At 58.3% G+C, this 18,429-nt stretch carries 26 protein-coding genes; 22 read left to right on the forward strand and 4 right to left on the reverse strand.

The genetic code is table 11. The features are described from left to right. The 3 genes from WS89_RS31090 to WS89_RS33445 all read left to right on the forward strand — a co-directional run bounded on the left by WS89_RS31090 (position 1) and on the right by WS89_RS33445 (position 2,876). A complete protein-coding gene (locus WS89_RS31090; RefSeq protein ID WP_059795996.1) occupies positions 1–897 on the forward strand; it encodes a DUF72 domain-containing protein in 897 nt (298 codons plus the stop codon). 311 nt (positions 898–1,208) lie between these two features. Next, positions 1,209–2,456, forward strand: coding sequence for a glycosyl hydrolase family 28-related protein (locus tag WS89_RS33440; protein WP_082742020.1), 1,248 nt, complete (start codon positions 1,209–1,211; stop codon positions 2,454–2,456). 108 nt (positions 2,457–2,564) lie between these two features. Further along, a complete protein-coding gene (locus tag WS89_RS33445; RefSeq protein ID WP_082742021.1) occupies positions 2,565–2,876 on the forward strand; it encodes an excisionase in 312 nt (103 codons plus the stop codon). On the opposite strand, the gene WS89_RS33450 is transcribed toward WS89_RS33445, so the two are convergent. The 3 genes from WS89_RS33450 to WS89_RS34805 are packed head-to-tail and all read right to left on the reverse strand — an operon-like array spanning position 2,866 to position 4,042. Continuing rightward, positions 2,866–3,129 carry a DUF4224 domain-containing protein gene (locus WS89_RS33450; protein WP_082742022.1) on the reverse strand — a complete coding sequence of 88 codons (264 nt, stop codon included), beginning with the start codon at positions 3,127–3,129 and terminating at the stop codon, positions 2,866–2,868. The two genes, WS89_RS33445 and WS89_RS33450, sit on opposite strands and share 11 nt — an antisense overlap. A 47-nt stretch (positions 3,130–3,176) precedes the next feature. Then, complete coding sequence (locus WS89_RS31100; protein WP_257128264.1) at positions 3,177–3,488, reverse strand: hypothetical protein; 312 nt, start codon at positions 3,486–3,488, stop codon at positions 3,177–3,179. Positions 3,489–3,514: 26 nt separating this feature from the next. Continuing rightward, positions 3,515–4,042 (reverse strand): excisionase, encoded by a 528-nt coding sequence (locus tag WS89_RS34805; RefSeq protein ID WP_179949899.1) that lies wholly within the window; start codon positions 4,040–4,042, stop codon positions 3,515–3,517. Between the two features lie 336 nt (positions 4,043–4,378). Here WS89_RS34805 and WS89_RS31110 point away from each other — a divergent pair, with 336 nt between their 5' ends. From WS89_RS31110 to WS89_RS31135, 9 genes are all read left to right on the forward strand, one after another. Continuing rightward, positions 4,379–4,750, forward strand: coding sequence for a hypothetical protein (locus WS89_RS31110; protein ID WP_059795881.1), 372 nt, complete (start codon positions 4,379–4,381; stop codon positions 4,748–4,750). A 272-nt stretch (positions 4,751–5,022) separates the two neighbouring features. Then, the gene (locus WS89_RS31115; RefSeq protein ID WP_059795883.1) at positions 5,023–5,385 is read left to right on the forward strand and encodes a hypothetical protein; all 363 of its coding nucleotides are present in this window, start codon (positions 5,023–5,025) and stop codon (positions 5,383–5,385) included. A gap of 31 nt (positions 5,386–5,416) precedes the next feature. After that, entirely contained in the window at positions 5,417–5,659 is a 243-nt protein-coding gene (locus WS89_RS31120) for a hypothetical protein (protein ID WP_059795885.1), read from the forward strand. Positions 5,660–5,814: 155 nt separating this feature from the next. Continuing rightward, positions 5,815–6,405: a hypothetical protein gene (locus tag WS89_RS34085; RefSeq protein WP_156440629.1), complete on the forward strand. Its 591-nt coding sequence runs from the start codon at positions 5,815–5,817 to the stop codon at positions 6,403–6,405. Positions 6,406–6,447: 42 nt separating this feature from the next. After that, positions 6,448–7,071 (forward strand): hypothetical protein, encoded by a 624-nt coding sequence (locus tag WS89_RS34090; protein ID WP_156440630.1) that lies wholly within the window; start codon positions 6,448–6,450, stop codon positions 7,069–7,071. 121 nt (positions 7,072–7,192) lie between these two features. Continuing rightward, entirely contained in the window at positions 7,193–7,459 is a 267-nt protein-coding gene (locus tag WS89_RS34810) for a helix-turn-helix transcriptional regulator (protein WP_257128265.1), read from the forward strand. Positions 7,460–7,837: 378 nt separating this feature from the next. After that, positions 7,838–8,155: a DNA cytosine methyltransferase gene (locus WS89_RS31125; protein ID WP_156440631.1), complete on the forward strand. Its 318-nt coding sequence runs from the start codon at positions 7,838–7,840 to the stop codon at positions 8,153–8,155. Beyond that, positions 8,152–8,979 (forward strand): helix-turn-helix domain-containing protein, encoded by an 828-nt coding sequence (locus WS89_RS33465; RefSeq protein WP_082742025.1) that lies wholly within the window; start codon positions 8,152–8,154, stop codon positions 8,977–8,979. Before WS89_RS31125 ends, WS89_RS33465 begins: the two co-directional genes overlap by 4 nt. Further along, entirely contained in the window at positions 8,976–10,763 is a 1,788-nt protein-coding gene (locus WS89_RS31135; RefSeq protein ID WP_059795891.1) for a toprim domain-containing protein, read from the forward strand. The genes WS89_RS33465 and WS89_RS31135 overlap by 4 nt, the downstream gene beginning before the upstream one ends. Before the next feature lie 81 nt (positions 10,764–10,844). Here the strand turns inward: WS89_RS31135 and WS89_RS33470 are convergent, their stop codons facing one another. Continuing rightward, on the reverse strand, positions 10,845–11,300 hold the full coding sequence (locus WS89_RS33470) for a hypothetical protein (RefSeq protein WP_257128266.1): 456 nt from the start codon (positions 11,298–11,300) through the stop codon (positions 10,845–10,847). 462 nt (positions 11,301–11,762) lie between these two features. On the opposite strand from WS89_RS33470, the gene WS89_RS31150 reads away from it, so the two are divergent. From WS89_RS31150 to WS89_RS31195, 10 genes are all read left to right on the forward strand, one after another. Further along, on the forward strand, positions 11,763–12,176 hold the full coding sequence (locus tag WS89_RS31150; protein WP_156440632.1) for a hypothetical protein: 414 nt from the start codon (positions 11,763–11,765) through the stop codon (positions 12,174–12,176). Between the two features lie 41 nt (positions 12,177–12,217). Continuing rightward, the gene (locus WS89_RS31155) at positions 12,218–12,502 is read left to right on the forward strand and encodes a hypothetical protein (protein ID WP_218921308.1); all 285 of its coding nucleotides are present in this window, start codon (positions 12,218–12,220) and stop codon (positions 12,500–12,502) included. A gap of 130 nt (positions 12,503–12,632) precedes the next feature. Further along, positions 12,633–13,001: a hypothetical protein gene (locus tag WS89_RS31160; protein ID WP_059795900.1), complete on the forward strand. Its 369-nt coding sequence runs from the start codon at positions 12,633–12,635 to the stop codon at positions 12,999–13,001. 4 nt (positions 13,002–13,005) lie between these two features. After that, on the forward strand, positions 13,006–13,296 hold the full coding sequence (locus WS89_RS31165) for a hypothetical protein (protein WP_059795902.1): 291 nt from the start codon (positions 13,006–13,008) through the stop codon (positions 13,294–13,296). Positions 13,297–13,299: 3 nt separating this feature from the next. Continuing rightward, positions 13,300–13,494 carry a hypothetical protein gene (locus tag WS89_RS31170; RefSeq protein WP_059795904.1) on the forward strand — a complete coding sequence of 65 codons (195 nt, stop codon included), beginning with the start codon at positions 13,300–13,302 and terminating at the stop codon, positions 13,492–13,494. Positions 13,495–13,496: 2 nt separating this feature from the next. After that, positions 13,497–13,943: a hypothetical protein gene (locus WS89_RS31175; RefSeq protein WP_059795906.1), complete on the forward strand. Its 447-nt coding sequence runs from the start codon at positions 13,497–13,499 to the stop codon at positions 13,941–13,943. Continuing rightward, positions 13,940–15,175, forward strand: coding sequence for a PBSX family phage terminase large subunit (locus tag WS89_RS31180; protein ID WP_059795908.1), 1,236 nt, complete (start codon positions 13,940–13,942; stop codon positions 15,173–15,175). Before WS89_RS31175 ends, WS89_RS31180 begins: the two co-directional genes overlap by 4 nt. Beyond that, positions 15,175–17,289: a portal protein gene (locus WS89_RS31185; protein ID WP_059795909.1), complete on the forward strand. Its 2,115-nt coding sequence runs from the start codon at positions 15,175–15,177 to the stop codon at positions 17,287–17,289. The genes WS89_RS31180 and WS89_RS31185 overlap by 1 nt, the downstream gene beginning before the upstream one ends. 1 nt (position 17,290) lies before the next feature. Continuing rightward, a complete protein-coding gene (locus WS89_RS31190; RefSeq protein ID WP_059795911.1) occupies positions 17,291–17,596 on the forward strand; it encodes a hypothetical protein in 306 nt (101 codons plus the stop codon). A 106-nt stretch (positions 17,597–17,702) separates the two neighbouring features. Then, a complete protein-coding gene (locus WS89_RS31195; protein WP_059795912.1) occupies positions 17,703–18,425 on the forward strand; it encodes a hypothetical protein in 723 nt (240 codons plus the stop codon). The last annotated feature ends 4 nt before the right edge of the window (positions 18,426–18,429 follow it).

Consider the following 18,429-nt stretch of genomic DNA (forward strand, 5'->3'; position numbering starts at 1 on the left):
ATGTCGATTCTGGTAGGCACGGCTTCGTGGACCGACAAGACGCTCATTGAGTCGGGCGCCTTCTATCCTCCTGGCTGCAGCAGCGCCGAGGCGCGCTTGCGGTATTACGCGAGCGTCTTTCCGGTGGTGGAGGTGGATTCCTCATACTACGCAATGCCCAGCGCCACGAACAGCGCGCTGTGGGTTGAACGTACGCCGCCGGAGTTCGTTTTCGACATGAAGGCATTCCGGCTCTTCACGGGCCACCAGACCGAGCCGAAGTTCTTCCCGAAGGATCTACAGGCGGAGCTGCCGAGTACCGGGAAAAAGAACCTCTACTACAAGGACGTGCCCGAACCGATCATCGAGGAACTGTGGAAGCGGTTCTTCGAAGCACTGCGGCCGCTGCACGACGCGGGCAAGCTCGGAGCAGTGCTGTTCCAGTTTCCGCATTGGGTGACCGCGGCGCCGAAGTCGCTCGCACACGTCGAGCATTGCGCCGAGCGCATGCATCCGCTGCTCACCGCGTTCGAATTTCGGCACGAGAGTTGGTTTGGCGAGAAGCACCGAGAATCGACGCTCGCGATGGAGCGGGAGCGGGGCATCGTGCACGTCATCGTGGATGCACCCGAGGGAGTAACGAACCGCGTGCACTCGGTCTGGGAGGTGACGTCGCCCGATATGGCGATCGTTCGGTTACATGGCCGAAACGCGTCGACCTGGAGCGGGTCAGAGTCGGCCGCTGAACGTTTCAACTACGAGTACAGCGAGGACGAATTGCGCGACCTTGCCGCGCCGATCGTTGATCTGGCTGGGCGCACGGCACACACGCATGTGGTGTTTAACAACTGCTACCGTGACGTCGCGCAGCGCAATGCTGGAACGATGAGGCAGTTGCTAGATGATGTCAGATCATGATGTGCACGCCGTAGACCGGCGACAGGTAGTAATGGCCGACGGTCTCGGACGCCGGGGCGGCGGCCGATGCTGCAGCTATACGTATTTGAACTTGCCGTCGCCTGTACGTGAGGCTGCGCTGAGTGAGACTTTTCACGTCAGACGAAACGCGCGATGATGCGACGGTGCTAGACGGAGTGGGAGCGCGTGCCAGTCACTTCGTTTCGCATTCCCTTGTTGGACGTCCACGATTTCATCAACGATGTCAACGCGTGATCGACGTCGGTGCATGCGGACGCCAACCCCATAATCGTTGATCGGGAGCCTTTCTTATGGCGGACGTTTCTCTGGATACAGTAACTGTCGGCGGAAGCGGCGCCGTCGCGCGGACCTTGCGATCGATGGCGGCCGACGTTGCGAACGTCAAAAGCTTTGGCGCGATAGGGGATGGGACCAGTGACGATACGGCGGCAATTCAGGCTGCCGTGAATTCTCTCGGCTCAGGCGGGATCGTTTTCTTTCCTGCTGGTACATATCGAGTCTCGTCCGTTATCAACTCCACCGTCCGAGGGATAGTCTTTTCTGGATCAGGATCTCAAGGGTCCATACTGTCGACATCTTCCGCAACAGCAGATGTGTTGACCATTTCAGGTTGGGATTCTGGGGTCGAGGCTCTTGGATTTGCATCGTCAGTTACGCGAACTGCAGGGTCATTTGTTGTATTGACCGGGGCGTTTGGGCATATCGAGAAATGCAGATTTGATGGGCATTATTGTGCGGTAAATATAAATTCACCTGCTGCTCCGGTTTCTGTTCGTGATTGCGTATTCCATAATGCGACCCCGGCATCCACTTCGCCAGGAGGAGGTGGGATATGGATTAATGTTCCGGGGACTGACGTTCGGTTGGATGGATTGATTTTTATCAACGATACTGTCGCGTCACCAACCTATGGAATTAATGTGGTCGCGGTTGGGGCGTTGATGCTGGACAACAGTGATATTGTTGGTCAGGGAACGGCTCTTCTGGTGAACCCGGGCTCTGGAAGCACCGCGCAAGCAATTTTCGCAACCAACACCTATTTTGATACTTGTACCGGTAATTGCGTAACAATACAACCTGCCGCAGGTGGCAACGTGTTGTGGGTGAAGTTTACCAATGTCTGGGCAAGTCCGGCGAACGGCGGGGGAAATGGAATATTTATCGATGGAAGTTCGGGTGTTGTTGCGGACGTGAATATTTCCAGTTTTGTGGTCCACAACGACTACGAGCCGTCTCAATCTGGAATATTGTTCCAGGGTGATCACGTCAAAAATGTGAGTATTTCTAATGGAATGTGTGCCGGTTTTGTCTACGGCGTAGCAGCCGGTCCGGGGGTGTGTGACTTCACAATTACTGGCGTAACAGCCGGTGCTTATGATCCGACAACCCAGCCAAACAATTATGGAATTGTTGTTAGCACGGGGGCTTCTGACCGCTATATTATTAGCGGAAACAGGGCTTATGGGAATCGGATTAAGAACTTGGTCGATAATGGTACCGGGACGAATAAAATCGTTGGGTCGAATTTGGCCCCTTGACGGGGGTGTCACAAGATCGTGGCGAGCGGCTGTCGATAGCTACTCGGCAATCCGTTTTGCCCGTGGAATTCCTCGTATTTCTTGATCCAGACACTGTCGAGGCCAAAAATGAAGATCAGACTGAACCTGTGGCTCGAGCGCGAGTTCTTTCCGCCGCCCGCGATGCGGACAGCCTCGCGCTGGATCAAGCAGGGGAAGATTTACCCGCCGCCGATCAAAGTCGGCAACGCGTACTATGTCGAAGAGAAAGCCATCTACCAGGAAGGAAATCGACCGCTGAGATTGGCAGAACGCCTGGCGCTCGAAGAAATCGAAGAGCGGGGCCAATCTAAGCGAGCCAAACAGGCCCGTTCGACCGTTGGCTCCATTCTCGAAAAATCTCTCCATCTTAGGTCAGAACGGAGCGCTCTTAACCAGTAGCGTCACCATCGGTCGAAGGACGCAGTGCGGCGGGTTGCCACTTTGGCCTTGGTGGCGACTCTGTTGGTTGACCCGTAATGCGGGCGCGGGCAATGATCGGGCGGCCACGTGCATTCACCCAAAAAGGGATCCCAGAGGTACGCAACCATGCGACTTGCAATTCCTCCCGCGATTTCCCACGGCGCCCAATGCGGACGCCCGTGAGTTCAGCGACCTCTTCGCTAGTGAGAAACAAATCGCTCTTGATTTCCATATGTCGGATCCTTCGGCATACTGATTCGAGGTCATCTCGAGCCGTCGTTATCTGGCCGCGAGTAGCTGATCCACATCTTCAATCGAAACGAGTCCGCAGCGATTCAGTCTCAGCGCCTCGGAACGGATCAAGTTGTGCATCGTGCGGGCACTGACTCTGAGCATTTCTGGCGCCTGCTTCTGGTTGACTTGCGGAGGGCGCGGATGGCGGTTCGCATAGAGTTCGACCGCTCGAAGAGCGATGCGCAGTTCGCGTTCCTCGTCGTTGTCGCGCCCACCGTCGCTGACAGTGGCACCGATCCATGAGCGAAGCCACTCGTCGAAGTTGATCGACAGATCTCCGTGCTGGTCGCTCTGCATCGTCTGCTCCCGGTAGATTCCATTTGTCAGTATCCAACCATCCGACGAATCCGTAGATCGGATGCTGTCATGTATTCAGCGTCCGGTCTGACGTAGTACTTACTTCCGATCTTCTTCGGACTAGGGTGGATCATGCCATTCTTCACCCATCGCCGAATTGTGCGTAACGGCGGAGCATATTCCCCAAACGTCTCTTCGGCCCAAACACTGAGAGGTATCAGCTTGGGCTTGGATTTCGACGGCGGTGGGGATTGAGGAGGAGAGGACTTCTTAGCGATATTGTCGAGGGCTTCCTTGATCTGCTTTTCGTCTCTCTCCATCTGCCGGACGACTCGTTCTACAAGGGGGCGCTTGCGCTCCTCTTTCTCGTCTTGCAACCATCGGAGATATGCAGGGATGTTGAGCTCAAACTCGCCGTCTCCGACGAGACGAAATTGCACCCCCCGCTGTAGGCGACCGTTCCGCATTTGGCTCTTGATCCGCGATACATTGCGTTTCATCAGTGTGGCCGCTTCCTCCAGCGGAACCCACTGCTCTTCGGACGGATTTGACATCGACATGCCCTCGTCTGTTGACCATACCTTCCCGCATCAGCGTACAGTTTACAAATTTCTGCTTGACGACGAAACACACCGCGCATAATCTTGAACTGCGCTTGAGACAACAAGCGCCGGGTTTGGCGACCTGATTTCTAGAGGCGGACGACGACCGCCATGTGGCGGTATTTTTTCGTCTGTATACTACGCACGCGTCCAGTTCATGGGCGGGCGGTGGTAGGGAGACCTTCGGGTCTGCCGGATTCCTCTAGATCCGGTTCGCCAACCTTGTCATTCGCCTGCCCACCCTCGTTTGGCGACGAGCGGGCGGGCATCCACTCTAGAGGATGCACCATGTCTACCGTCAAGCCTTCTGCTGTTCCCTCTCCGAAACCTGACTATAACGACGTCGCATTCTGCGGCGCGCTGACGAGCGATCACTGGTCTCGCGACGACTTTCCGGAGCTAACAAAGATTCCGACCAGTTTGATCGCCGATGTCGGCCGTGCGTCGAATGCCGTTACGACGATCGCTAGAATCGTCCACAACAGCCTGTGCGAGCCGGATATGTCGGACGCCGTGCCCCTTGGGCACTTCGCACATCTTGCCTTGCTGGACGCTGCGGAACTCGTCGGCAAATACCTTGCCGAAATCGCGGACCGGATGAACGAGACAGCGCAGCTCTACGCACGTCTGGAAGAGACTGCGGAGGTGCACCATGACTGACGTTCGCTCGCTTAAGACTGTGTCGGAGAAGCTTCCCAACGTCAGCATAATGACATGTCTCCTTTCCGTTACGGCAGATCTCCCGGTATTGGATGCTCTCGAAGCGTCGTCGTGTCATCTGACGGTTGCCCTTGACGTGTTGCACGAGGCGGCCGCAAATTGCACTGAAGACGCAAGCCAGCTGTATGCCGTTTTCACGGCCGTCGGAATAGCCAGAGGGTTGCTCAATTCTGCGCTTACGGCTATTGCGGCCGGTGGCAAGGAGGCGAGTCATGGTTGACCGAAAAGCAGACGCGGCCGGGATCGTCGAGTTCTTGGTGAACCGATTGGAAGTCAAAAGTCTTGACGAAAGCGACCTGAACTTTCTTGCGTGTGCGACCGAGCAAGCAGTTCAGGAAGCCAGAAATCTGAGCGAAGTTGTGTCCGGCATTGGTTGCCTTATTTCGGAGGATCAAACCCGTGACGGTGTCCAGTCGGGTGCACTATGGGACAACGATATTCCGACGTTGCTTTGGTCCATCGCCAGTCAGATCGGCATCATCGGGAAGTTGGCGTACGTCGGCGGCGAGGTCGATTTTGAACTTCGCCGTCGTGCCGAAATGCGTGTTCCCGAGAAGGGGGCCCATTATGGCTAAGCGCTACTTGCCTCCTGGGTACCGAATCGGTGTGGCCGCGTTCGTCACTAAGCTACGGGAGTGGCGGGCGGATCCGGAACATACCTATCCGAATCAGACCGCGGCGAAGATTCGCGATGCCCTTGCCAGCCTGGAGGGTGCTCAGCGGCAGGGATTCGAAGACACGCTGGCGCTGTGGATGCATATCAACATGTTCGAGGGAGGGGAGCCGATGCCGGACGTCTGGGACCCGATCAAGGAACTGGAGGATGCTGAGTACTGGCGCTCCGAGTAACGCTGCTCCGCACCATGCGAACGGGTTTCTATGCGGCATAATCGTTTCAACCGCGCCTAGCTCGACGGGGCGAACGCAGGGTCCCCTTACCCTGCTGGCGCGGCTTTCTTTAAGGGTGCGTGAGGGCGCAGATGGGGCATTTCGAGACACGGTTTATGAGCCGTACCGAAGATTTAGTAGCTGATCTTATCGATATGGTCGAGGACGGAGAGATTGATCGATTACATAGTATCGGGAGATTCGGTTGGCTATTGACCGCTGGTCGGAATTATCCAGATGATGAGTTTCTCGTGCAAGAGGATATTGACCTACTTGCCCAAGGGGAAAGTATTTGGGCGAAGTCCTTGAAAACCGAAAGTGAAAACTTGGCCTTCATTCGTGCGTGGATAGATGCAAGCAAAGTGGAAAGGGATCTCGGACTTGGAATTTACTGCTGCGTCAAGTTGATAGCCTGCGATTTTCGCAGCGACGACGAGGCTATCGTTTTGTTTCGAGTCGCCAGTGAGAGCTACGCTTACGCGATCGCAGCCGACGATCCTAGCCATAATCCAGCGGCGAAGTTGGCGAATTTGCGCCACGCAGAAAGTCGCGCATTGATTAGGGATGCAGTAAAGCATTGGAGGGAAAAAATCGATCCCTCGCTATCGGCACAGAAGGCTGCTACGGAACTCACAAAGATTGTCCCGCTTTCTCATAAAAAACTTGCCGAGATAGTATCTAAAGCAAAGAAGGGGGGTGATTTTTAATGGCCTGGCGTCGTTGTGCATCTATGTTGCGGGTAAATTAATATGAGTAAAGATGATCTTTATAATCCTGTTCCCAGGGAAATGAGAACTCCGATAACAGTGGCTGGAAATGTAATTTCCAACGCGTGCGATGTTTTTGTTGCGGGATTGGGCGATCTCATGGAAAAGAATGGGGGCGACCCGGAGCAGCATTATTTTGAGATGATTTTTAAAAAAACATGGGACAGTGATACGACAGATGGTGACCGTGAGGAGAAGGATTTTTTTGATGACTTTGAAAAGGATCCGGTCGAGGCGAGTAAATTTGCAATGCTCCGTGCCATATTAATCGCGACTTCTTATTCGGTGCAGGCCATGAAGGCGGAAAAGGATAGTGCGCTTGCATGGAGTTATGCCTCATCGGCGAATTATTGGTGTGGAATCCTCAGGGCGGCACCGTATGGTTACAAAGAAAATCGATCGCAAGCGGCATCGGTTATGGCAAAAAGCAGGCATGCGGAGAGCTACGCACTAGCCGAAATAGCAAAGAAGCATTGGAAAGAAAATATCGACCCAAAATTGTCTGCTCAGAAGGCGGCGACTGAACTGACGAAGGTCGTCCCTTTGTCGCACAAGAAACTGGCCGAGATCGTATCGGAGGCAAAAAAGGAAGTGAGCGGCGGTTGAAACCTTCCCGTCTGCGCATAGCGGAATGTCTACGCAAGGCGGAACCTATGCGTACACGTGTAGCAGTAGAGGTTACGGTCAAATAGCATTAGCTCACCAACACCCACAATGGTGAGCGAAAGTGAAGAAGACAGCAGCGCCAGCCGATTCCGGCAAGCCGGCCGAGCCAATCCTTCCTCGGATCGGCCTCTCCAAATGGGCTCAGATCGCGCCCTTTATTCCGATGTGCCGCGAGTCTTGGCGGAAGCTGGGACTCGCTGGCAAGGCTCCTCAGCCGATCCGCTTCAGTCCGACTCATTCCGTGTACAGCAACGCTGAAGTGCATCGGTGGCTGGCGGATCCGCTCGGCTACGCTGCGGCACCTCAGGAACAGCGGGAGGCGGCGTGAAATCCAGCCGAGATGCACACGAACATCGTCGACAAGGTCGTCAAGATCGGCAAGGTTTATGCGCCACGTTCAGGTCTTGTACGGCTACTTCCTCGACATCAGTGGCAGCGTTTCTGCCGTGTCCGGTGGACGATTCGGCGTTTGTTTCGCGAACTTCATACAAGGAGTTCGCGAAACAAACGGGAAATTGATTTAGCTTATGTGCATCGACTGCCAATCGATGGAGTAAGAGGGAAGCCCCGGTTTTGGGGAGAGTTGAGGTAAGCCGAACCCTCCGGCAAACCGAACCGGCTTGGCCGCCGGCAGCTTTCCCCAAAGGCGGGGCTTTTTTACGACTGTTTAGCAATCCTTAGTGGATTATGGGCAAAGGTGGTAGGTATGAACGTCCTCGATGTAATTACAGCATCGTCTCCCTGTCAGCAGTTTTCGCGCGTGAGCGAACGGCGAGCCTTGGGTGTGCCGAATCTGCTTGCATGGTCGATCAAGCAGGCGGATGTCGCGGAGGTGACAGGGTTGGCCCGCGAAGATTACGAGCGCGAGCTTCGGATCAGCGCGCTCGACGTCCTCATGCGGTCGCCCGTTGCAACGCCTCTTTGGCGGCGCGTCTGCAAGCACGCAATGTACAGCGAGATCCGAGCGCGTAGCGCCGACCGACGACTCGTCATGGAACTGGCGATCCAGGAGTCCATGCGATGAGCTTCCAGGCCATGACGTGGGCTGTGGAGCAGGATTTGCCAGCCCTCCAGAAGCTCGTCTTGCTGATGCTGGCGAACTGTTGTAACGCACATACCGGACGCTGTGATCCGTCACATGACACCCTCGCTAAGGAATGCGGCATGAGCCGAGATTCTGTCCGTCGGGCGATCGCCGAGATCGAAAAGAAAGGCTTGATCGAGATTCGCAGACAGACTCAAAACGGTGTCAATCTCCCGAATCAGTACGTCCTGAGGGTGGGGTCATCCGTGGGGGTAGTAGGTGCTGATAGCACCGAGGGGTATGTGCACACAGCACCTACGGTAGGTGCAGACAGCACCGGGGGTAGGTGCTCACAGCAGGGAGGGGTAGGTGCTGACAGCACCACAAAACAGGAAGTTAAACCAGGAAGTAAACCTACTCGTTCGTGCGATTCGAAATTCGACGAAGCGTGGCGGCAATATCCGAAGCGTGAAGGCTCGAATTCGAAGCAGGCTGCGCTGCGAGCTTGGAACGCTAGGATTGGTGAAGGCATCGATCCGGGTGTGCTGATCGCGGCAGTGGTCGCCTATGCTGCGGCGATGAAGGCTGCAGGGAACATCGGCACGCCGTACGTCAAGCAGGCGTCGACGTTCTTCGGTCGTGATCGGCACTTCGAGGAGTTCACGAGGCCCGGCGTGAAGGGCGATCTCTTCGCCGGCGGCGATGCGGTTCCATGGTGGAAGGCCGCCGGCTTCACGTACCAGTGGCAGGCTACCAACGCCGGCTGTAGCGAGCGTTCGGCACACCTCTGGGCCAACGGTGTACGCCAAGGAGCGCCGGCATGAACGCGCGAGAACTGGCCGAGCTGATGGCGCAGAACGCGCAGGCAATCGCCGAGCACTTGCTGCCGAACGGTCGCAAGGCGGGCAAGGAGTGGAAATCCGGCAGCACGGCGGGCGAGAAGGGGCAGAGCCTGTCGGTGTGCCTCAGCGGCGCCAAGCGCGGCGTGTGGAAGGATTTCGCCAGCGGCGAGGCGGGCGATCTTCTCGACCTTTGGTGCGCGTGCCGGTCGCTGTCGGTGGCCGACGCAATGCGCGAGGCGAAGCAGTTCCTCGGCGTCCGCGACGACATGCCGAAACGGCAGGCTCCGACGTATCAGCGTCCGGGCCGGCCGAAAGCCACGCGCCCGACGAGCTTGCTGGACGAGTGGTTCGGCGGCCGTGGAATCAACGCCGATACCGTGAAGGCCTTCCAGATCGCCGAGCAGACCAACGGACCGAAGACGCACATCGTGTTTCCGTACCTCCGCGGCGGCGAGCTGATCAACGCCAAGTACCGGAACATCGCGGACAAGAAGGACATGCGGCAGGAGGCCGGCGCCGAGCCATGCCTGTTTGGCTGGAACCTCATCGACCCGGCCCTGCGCGTTGTCGCGATCGCCGAAGGCGAAATCGACGCCATGACGTTGCACCAGGTCGGAATCCCGGCGCTGTCGGTGAACGCCGGCGCCGGCAACCACCAGTGGATCGACAGCGACTGGGAGCGCCTCGAGCGGTTCAGCGAGATCCTGCTTTGCTACGACAACGACGAGGCCGGCCGGAAGGGGGCGCACGAGGTCGCGAACCGGCTTGGCATAGAGCGTTGTCGCGTCGTGTTCTTCGGCGAGTCGAAGGACGCGAACGAATACCTGCTGTCCGGCGCCACGGTCGAGGATTTCCGCCGCTGCTGCGATCAGGCATCGGGCTTCGATCCGGACGAGCTCAAGTCGATCGAGCGTTTCTGGTCGAACGTCAAATCGATGTTTTACCCGGCGCACGAGGACTCGAATTTCCCGTACCTATCGTTCTGCGGCCGCAACGAACTCTGGTTTGAGTTCCGCCCGGGCGAAGTGACGGTCTGGACGGGCATTAACGGGCACGGCAAGTCGCTGTTGCTTGGCCAGGTGCTTATCGGATTGATGTGCCAGGGCGAACGCGCCTGCGTCTTCTCTGGCGAGATGAAGCCGGAAATGCAAGGGAAGCGGATCGCGAAGCAACTGGGCGGCCTCGATCGGCCGGCACCGGAATACCTCGACCACATGGGCGCGTGGCTGCGCGACCGGATGTGGGTCTTCGATCTCGTCGGAGTCGCGGCGATCGAACGCTTGGTGACGGTATTCACGTACGGCTTCAAGCGCTACGGGATCCGTCACTTCGTGATCGACAGCCTGATGATGACCGACGTCCCGGAAGACGGACACGGTGCCATGACGGCGCAGAAGGAGGCGATGCGTCTGCTTGCCAACTTCGCGCGTCAGTACAACGTCCATGTGCACCTCGTTGCCCACCCGCGCAAAGGCCAGGACGAAAAGCGCAGCCCGGGAAAGATGGACGTCGGTGGCAGTGGGAAGATCACGGACGCCGCGGACAACGTGTTTTCGGTCTGGTCCGCGCAGAAGGATCAGGACGACAACAGCGTTGATGAACCGGACGCGTTCCTTACGCTACTGAAGGCGCGGAACGGCGAAACGCAGCGCAGATCGCTTGCGCTGTTTTTCAACCGTGAATGCATGCAGTTCGGGCCGAGCGAGAGTCGGCGTCCGCACACATACCTGCCGTATAGCCGTTCACATCAGGAGCAGCCAGCGTGAAAAAAATCGACCATACGAGCGACTGTGCCGTTCACAGTGAGCCAGCATATCCGGCCGGTCCGTGTAACTGCGGAGCGCAGCTCAGATCTGAGCGTAGATACGTTGCATGGCTGGGTCGTTGCGCTTGTAACCAGGTTTCGCGGTTTGGAAGAGAGATCCGTTTTCGTGCAAAGAACCAATTTCGTTGGTTAGCAGAAGCTTCCAGCCAATCCGATTTCCAGACTGGCTTCCACCCCCGGTCTGATAGCAACGCAGAAGATGGTGGCCATCGTGATTGACGCCGTATGCATATGGTTCGACGACGCGGGAATAGCCGTCGTATCGCAACTCGAGCACGCGGCGCTTCTGTATGGCATCAATCAGTTGATGATGAAATTTCATGATGCTGTCCCCATTTGTACGATTGTTGTCGGTGTGCGGCACGATGATTTTGGCACGTCTGGGAACATCACCCAGACCAAACTGCTCGGAGCGCGGTGATGGATGATCAGAACGTGGACGAACTTGTAGCCCGATGGGTTTGGTGGTGCGAAACACGACGGATCTTTGCTCCTCGCCCGTCAAGCAATGTGCTGGCCCGGTTGCAGCCGCGACGCCGGCGACCGATAGAACCGGACTCATTCCTTGATCCAGAGATGCCGTATCTGAACATGGCTATCCACTCACTTTGCGATCAGATCGATCAGCAGACGTGCGCAAATGCCTTCTTAGCGGTCTACTGGTATCACATCCCGATTAAGCAGGTTGCATACGAGATGAAATGCGCGCGTGGGACGGTGTACAACCGAGCACGCACCTTCGCTTCACGCGCTGCCATGCTGGGCAAGTTAATCAAGTCAATTCACGACGGGAGCTTCACGGAGAAATGTTCAACTAAGATTGAACAAAATAGTGCTGTCGTTGATTGAACATCAACCGTAAAATCCCGGATGTTTATGCCAGTCTCGAAAATTGCGCCCGCAATCGGATATGATGGGTCTCCCACGCACGGAGATATTCATGTCAATCTACGACGACTACAAGAACGCGCTCGTCGCGAGAAGGGATGCGGAAAGACGAGAGCTGGCTGAGATCGAAAACGAGATCTCTGGTCTGTTTGAGGCCCTCCACGACGAGCTCGGTTGTCCTCCGGAAGCCCTTACACTACTGAGGTCGGATGGTGAATTGGCTCACCCGTTTGATTTTGCACCGGATGAGAACAGGGAGACGAGCTTCATCATCGAACTGAAGGTTCGTGACGGAGACGAAGTTCTTGATACGATAAACATCCCTGTTACTGGTGTCCCGGCAATGGGTTCATCAAAGCGGCTGATCAAAGTTAGCCGCAAAGAAGTTCATGGTGTAACGGACAGTTTCAATTCGTCGCCTGTCGTTGATGCTATTAAGGCGATTCTTTACAAGAAGATTTCGTAAGTAGCTCGCGCTTTGGCGCGAGGTTTGAATCGAAAGCCCGCTTGGCAGCCGCCAGCGGGCTTTTTGCTTTGGAGCTTGCCATGGCGACGATGAGCACGAAGAAGCGCGACAAGCTGCCCGCGAAGGCGTTTGAGGGCCCTGATCGGTCGTATCCGGTCAACGACAAGGCTCATGCCGCGAACGCCAAGGCTCGCGCCTCGCAGGCCGTCAACGCCGGCCGGATGTCCACCAGCGAGAAATCGAAGATCGTCGCCGAGGCCGACAAGGTGCTCGGCGAAGGGCCGAAGCGCGGCGAGCGCACGGCCAAGCACAAGGCCAAGAAGTGATTCTTCCGCAAGCCGTGAGTGCGCGAACCGCGGCAGCTGCTGACGTATTGGAAGCCAGTGGTCTCCGCCGGATTCCGGAACTCGTGCTGGCGACGGGCGGCAGCAATTCCCTCAACGAACGGAGCAAGACATGGACGAACTGAACGCAGCGCCGAGCAGCACCGAGCCCCGCATCGACCCGAGTGCGGGCGCGCCGGCCGATTCACTCGCGCCTGTCGAGCGGGCCGCGGCCGCGGCATTGGGGGAGGCTGGCACGGCCTCGTCGGGGGAGGCGATTTCCGATGGTGCGGGCGATGTGGCCGTATCGTCGGCGCCCATTACTGCGGCTGCTACGTCGGTCGATGATTCGCCCGCAGTAGGCGGCGGCGTCGACGCCCCGTCGCACCTTCTGCTGCTTGACGCCATGCTCGCCGAGATCGAGCGCAAGATCGGCGCCGGCATCCACCTGTTCGCGCACGAGGTCACGGCCGCGCGCGATCACCTGGCGAAGCTGCTGTAACGCCATGAAGATCACCAAACCCGGTCTCAATATGAGCGTGCACGTCGTCGATATGACGTGCCTTCTTTGCCTGACGGAGTTCGAAGCTTCGGCCGATCCGAAGGCGAAGGAGGCGCTTGTCTACGACGCTGGAGACGTTCCTCCGGAAGGAGAGGCAAGGCAGTTACGTGCGCATTGCGCATGCCCGAATTGCGGCGCGCCTGTTGACCATACCGTGCGGCTGCGCGAAGGTGCGGCGAAACCCAAGCCCATGATTAGCGGCCGGATGGTGATGCCCGATTGGCGAACGCTGTAAGCCATGCGCACCGAAGCCACGCACGTCATCTGCTGCCCGGCCAGTCCGAACGACGGCAAGCGCGTGCGCATCGTGGCTGATCCCGGCTACAACGTGCGTGAGGACGTCGTCGACGATTCGGCGTGGTTGACGGTCGAGATGGTCGATACCAGCATGATCGGTTCTATCGAACGTCGATTCGTGAGCGAGATTGCCTGATCATGGGTCGCCCAAGCAAGTACAAGCCTGAGTACGCAGATCAGGCGAGAAAGCTTTGTCTGCTCGGCGCAACAGACAAGGAGTTGGCCAGCTTCTTCGAGGTGGCTGAGGACACGATCAACGAATGGAAGCGTGTTCATCCCGAATTTTCCGTGTCCATAAAAAAGGGCAAGGATCAGGCAGATGCTGAGGTTGCAGATCGGCTCTACCAGCGTGCTCTAGGGTTTGAGCACCCAGAAGTCGATATTCGCGTGGTCGCTGGCGACATTGTGCAGACGCCTATCACCAAGATCTATGCGCCCGATCCGACAGCGGCCATCTTCTGGCTGAAGAATCGCCAGAAGGAGAAGTGGCGCGACAAGGTCGACCACGAGCACGCCGGCAAGGACGGCGCACCCATCCAGTTCCAGCGCGTCGAGCGCCGCATCATCGACCCGAAATCGGAATGACCGTCCTCGAAATCCAGACGCCGCGGGTGTTTGCTCCGCTGCTTGCCCCTGCGCGCTACAAAGGTGCGCACGGTGGTCGCGGATCGGGCAAGTCGCATTTCTTCGGCGAATTGTGGCTCGAGGAAAACGTCTCGGACAAGTTCGACTTCGTGTGCCTGCGGGAAACGCTGAAGTCGCTGGAGTTCTCGGTGAAGAAGCTGCTGGAGGCGAAGATCGAGGCGTTCAACGCCGGCGACTACTTCGAGGTGCAGGACCGCCGCATCCTGTCGCGCCATGGCGGAGTCACGATCTTCGAGGGCATGCAGAACCATACGGCTGACTCGATCAAGTCACTTGAGGGCTTCGACCGCGCATGGTTCGAGGAAGCCCAGAACGCGAGCGAGAAGAGCCTGACGCTGCTGCGTCCGACGATCCGCAAGCCCGGGTCGCAGCTCTGGTTCGGGTGGAACCCGGGCAAGCCGACTGACCCGATCGACGTTCTGCTGCGTGGTGAACAACCGCCGCCGGATTCGATCGTGGTTGAGGCGAACTTCATGGACAACCCGTGGCTTCCGCGCGAGCTCCATGAGGAAATGGAGTACGACAAGCGCCGCGACCCGGATAAATACGCACACGTGTGGCTCGGTGGCTATCAGCAGCGCAGCGAAGCCCGTGTTTTCAAGAACTGGCGCGTCGAGGAATTCGAGCGGCCGCCGGGTACGGTGCATCGGCTGGGCGCTGACTGGGGCTTCTCGGTTGATCCGTCGGTACTCGTCCGTTGCGACATCGAAGGGAATCGGTTGTACGTCGACTATGAGGCGTATCAGGTCGGCTGCGAGATCGTGAACCTGCCCGAGCTGTTCATGAGCGTGCCGGACGCCGAGAAATGGCCGATCACGGCCGATTCCGCCCGGCCCGAGACGATCAGCCACATGCAGAAGAACGGCTTCCCGAAGATCCGCGCAGCCATCAAGGGCGCAAAGTCGCTGGAAGAGGGCGTCGAGTTCCTGAACTCGTTCGACATCGTCGTGCATCCGCGGTGCAAGCACCTGATCGATGAGTTGACCCTCTACAAATACAAGGAAGACAAGCTGACTGGCGCCGTGCTGCCGATCCTCGAGGACAAGGACAACCACGTGATAGACGCCCTGCGCTATGCCTGCGAAGGTGCGCGCCGGGCCGCTAAGCCCGTGAAGCAGAAACAACCCGTCGTGCGCCGCTCCGTGATGGGCGGTGGCGCTTGGATGAGCTGATGGCCCGCAAAACGAAAGAAGCGTCCGAGTCGCCGGAATCGAAGATCGTCGCCGAGGCGAAGGAGCGGTTCGAGCGCTGCCAGGAGTTCGAGTCCGAGTTCCGTCAGCGGTTCGTCGAAGACCTTCGTTTCTCGAACGGCGATGCGGACAATGGTTGGCAATGGCCTGACCAGATCCGGACGACGCGCGAAGGCGATGCCCGTCCGTGCCTGACGATCAACAAGGTTCGCCAGCACAACCTGCAGATCATCAACGATGCGAAGCAGAATAAGCCGAGCGTGAAGACGCTGCCGGTCGACGGCGACGCCGACATCGAGATCGCGAAGATCCTCGATGGCATCGTGCGGCACATCGAGTACAACTCGCACGCCGAGATCGTCTACGACACCGCGACCGAGTTCGCGGTGCAGGGCGGCTTGGGGTATTGGCGCGTCGTCTGCGAGTATGCGCACGACGGATCGTTCGACCAGGAGATCTTTCTGCGCCGGGTGAAAGATCCGCTGACGATCTATCTCGACCCGGACATCCAGTCGGCCGACGGATCGGATGCGAAGTTCGCGTTCGTATTCGAGGAGATGTCGAAGGCCGAATTTAAGGCGAAGTACCCGGGCGAAGAGGCCCAGAGCGTCATATTCGGCGACGACACGCAGAGCGACGGCTGGATCAGCAAGGACAAGATCCGCGTCTGCGAATACTTCCGCAAGACGGCGAAGGTCGACAAGCTTGTGAATCACCCCGAGCGAGGCCCGATTCGGCTGTCGGAGATCGAAGACGCTGACGAACGCAAGGCGATCGAGGCGGACAAGTCGATCCAAACTCGCGAGATTACCGAGCCCGAGATCACGTGGTATCTGATCGCTGGCGACAAGATCATCGACCAGAAGCCGTGGGCTGGCCGATACATCCCGATTGTGCGCGTGGTCGGCGAGGAAATCGTCATCAACGGCAAGATCGAGCGCAAGGGCCATACGCGGAACCTGAAAGACGCGCAGCGCATGTACAACTACATGTCATCGGCGAACGTCGAGTACATCGCGCTCCAGACGAAAACGCCGTTCGTCGGGCCGGCCGAAGCGTTCGAAGGCTACGAGAACGAGTGGGCGAACGCGAATAAGGACAATCTGCCATATCTGCCATACAACGCGCGCGACGAAGCCGGAAATCCGATCGATCGGCCGTCGCGAGAGCAACCGCCGGTCGGTGCGAATGCATACCTCACTGGCATGCAGAACGCGCAGCAGGAACTGATGATGGCCTCCGGTCAGTATCAGGAGCAGTTCGGCCAGCCGTCGAATGCGCAGGCCGGCGTCGCGATCCAGGCGCGGCAGCGGCAGGGCGACCGAGCAACGTACCACTTCATCGACAACGTGGCGCGCGCGATCCGTTATACGGGCCGCGTGCTGATTGACCTGATCCCGAAGATCTATGACACGAAGCGCGTCGTGCGCATCGTCGGAGAGGACGGAACCGAGACATTCGCAACCGTCGACCCTGATCAGCAACAGCCGTTGCAGCAAGCTCCGCATCCGACGATCGCTGACGAAGTACAGATGATCTTCAACCCTGGCATCGGTCGCTACGATGTGACAGTCGAGGTCGGCCCGAACTACGAGACGCGCCGGCAAGAGGCGTTCAACGCCCTGACGCAGATCATGTCGCAGGATCAGGAGCTCATGAAGGTGGCCGGCGACCTGCTGTTCAAGGCGGCCGACTTCCCGATGGCTGATGAGGTCGCGGAACGGCTGCACCGCACGATTCCGCCGCAGATTCTCGGCGAAGGTCCGAGCCCGCAAGAGCAGGACATGCAGCAGAAGATGCAGCAGATGGGGCAGATGATCGAGCATCTGTCTGCCGAACTTCAAAACGCGCGCCAAGGCAAGGATGCGCAGGAAATGAAAATCAAGGCATTCGACGCCGAGACGAAGCGTTTCGCAGCCCTCGGTCAGCCTCTCGATCCGCAGCTCGTTGCGCATGTTGCGACGCAAGTCGTCATGGAGATGATGAACACCGGCGCGCCGGATGCTGCACCACCGACGACGCCTGACCCGATGCAGCAGCAACCCCAGAACCCGCCGAGTGCGGGTTTTTTTACGCCCGCACCTCAAGGACAGTGACATGAGCTATCCCGGCTTGATTCAGGACGCGTCGAATCCGACGCCGATCACCGCGCTTTTCATCATCCGCCAGACGCTCACGCCGGCACAGGTCGCCGCGAACACTACGGCCGAGCAGACGTTCACGGTTCCTGGCCTGCAAGTCGGCGATTCGCTCGACATCAACAAGGCGTCGCACCAGGTCGGTCTGTCGATCGGCAACGTGCGCGTCTCCGCGGCGAACACGCTGGCGATCCAGTTCGTGAACACGACGGCGAGCCCGATCACGCCGACGGCCGAGCAATACATCATCGGCGGCCAGCGCTAACACCTGACCGTCCAGATTTTCCAGAAGGCCCGCATCCGAAAGGAGCGGGCCTTTTTGCATTCCGTACCGGCGCGGCATCACCGGGCGCAAATCCTTGGATACGTCCATGCAAACCGAAGACCAAGCAGCACCGCAGGAACTGACCGTACCGCCGACGACGGAAACCCCGGAACAGGCGCATGAGCCCGCTGAAACGAGCACGGCACCGGGCACCGAGCAACCCGCGAACGCAACCGAGCAGCCGCAGCAGGAAAAGCCCAAGAACGACTGGGTGCAACGGCGCATCGACAAGCTGACGCGGGAGAAGCACGAGGAAAAGCGGCAGCGCGAAGCCCTTGAGGCACGTCTGCGCGAACTTCAACCCGACGCGACGACCACGACGGCTCAGCCGATGACCGCGGATCAGATCCGCGCAGAGGCGGCCCGGCTCGTTGCGCAGGAGAAGTTCGACGCGGCCTGCAACAAGGTTTTCGACGCCGGCAAGACCGAATTCCCGGATTGGGATGCATCGCTGCGCACGTTCCAGATGCTCGGCGGCGCATCTCCCGAATTCCTGGAGGCGGTCACTTCGATGGATGCAGGCCACAAGGTGCTTCATCACCTCGGCCAGAACCCCGAAGAAGCCGAACGGCTGCTGTCTCTCCCTCCGCTTCGCATGGCGCTTGAACTGGCTCGTCTGGAAACGACGGTCGGTCAGGCGAAACCCGCTCCCGTATCGAAGGCGCCCGCGCCGATCTCGCCTGTTGGCGGAAAGTCCGCTCCGGTTGAACCGGAGGAATTTGCCACGACAGCGGATTACATCGCGTGGCGCAAACGCAACCGCTCATGAGGCT

The sequence above is a fragment of the Burkholderia sp. MSMB1072 genome (assembly GCF_001524725.1).
GTDB lineage: Bacteria > Pseudomonadota > Gammaproteobacteria > Burkholderiales > Burkholderiaceae > Burkholderia.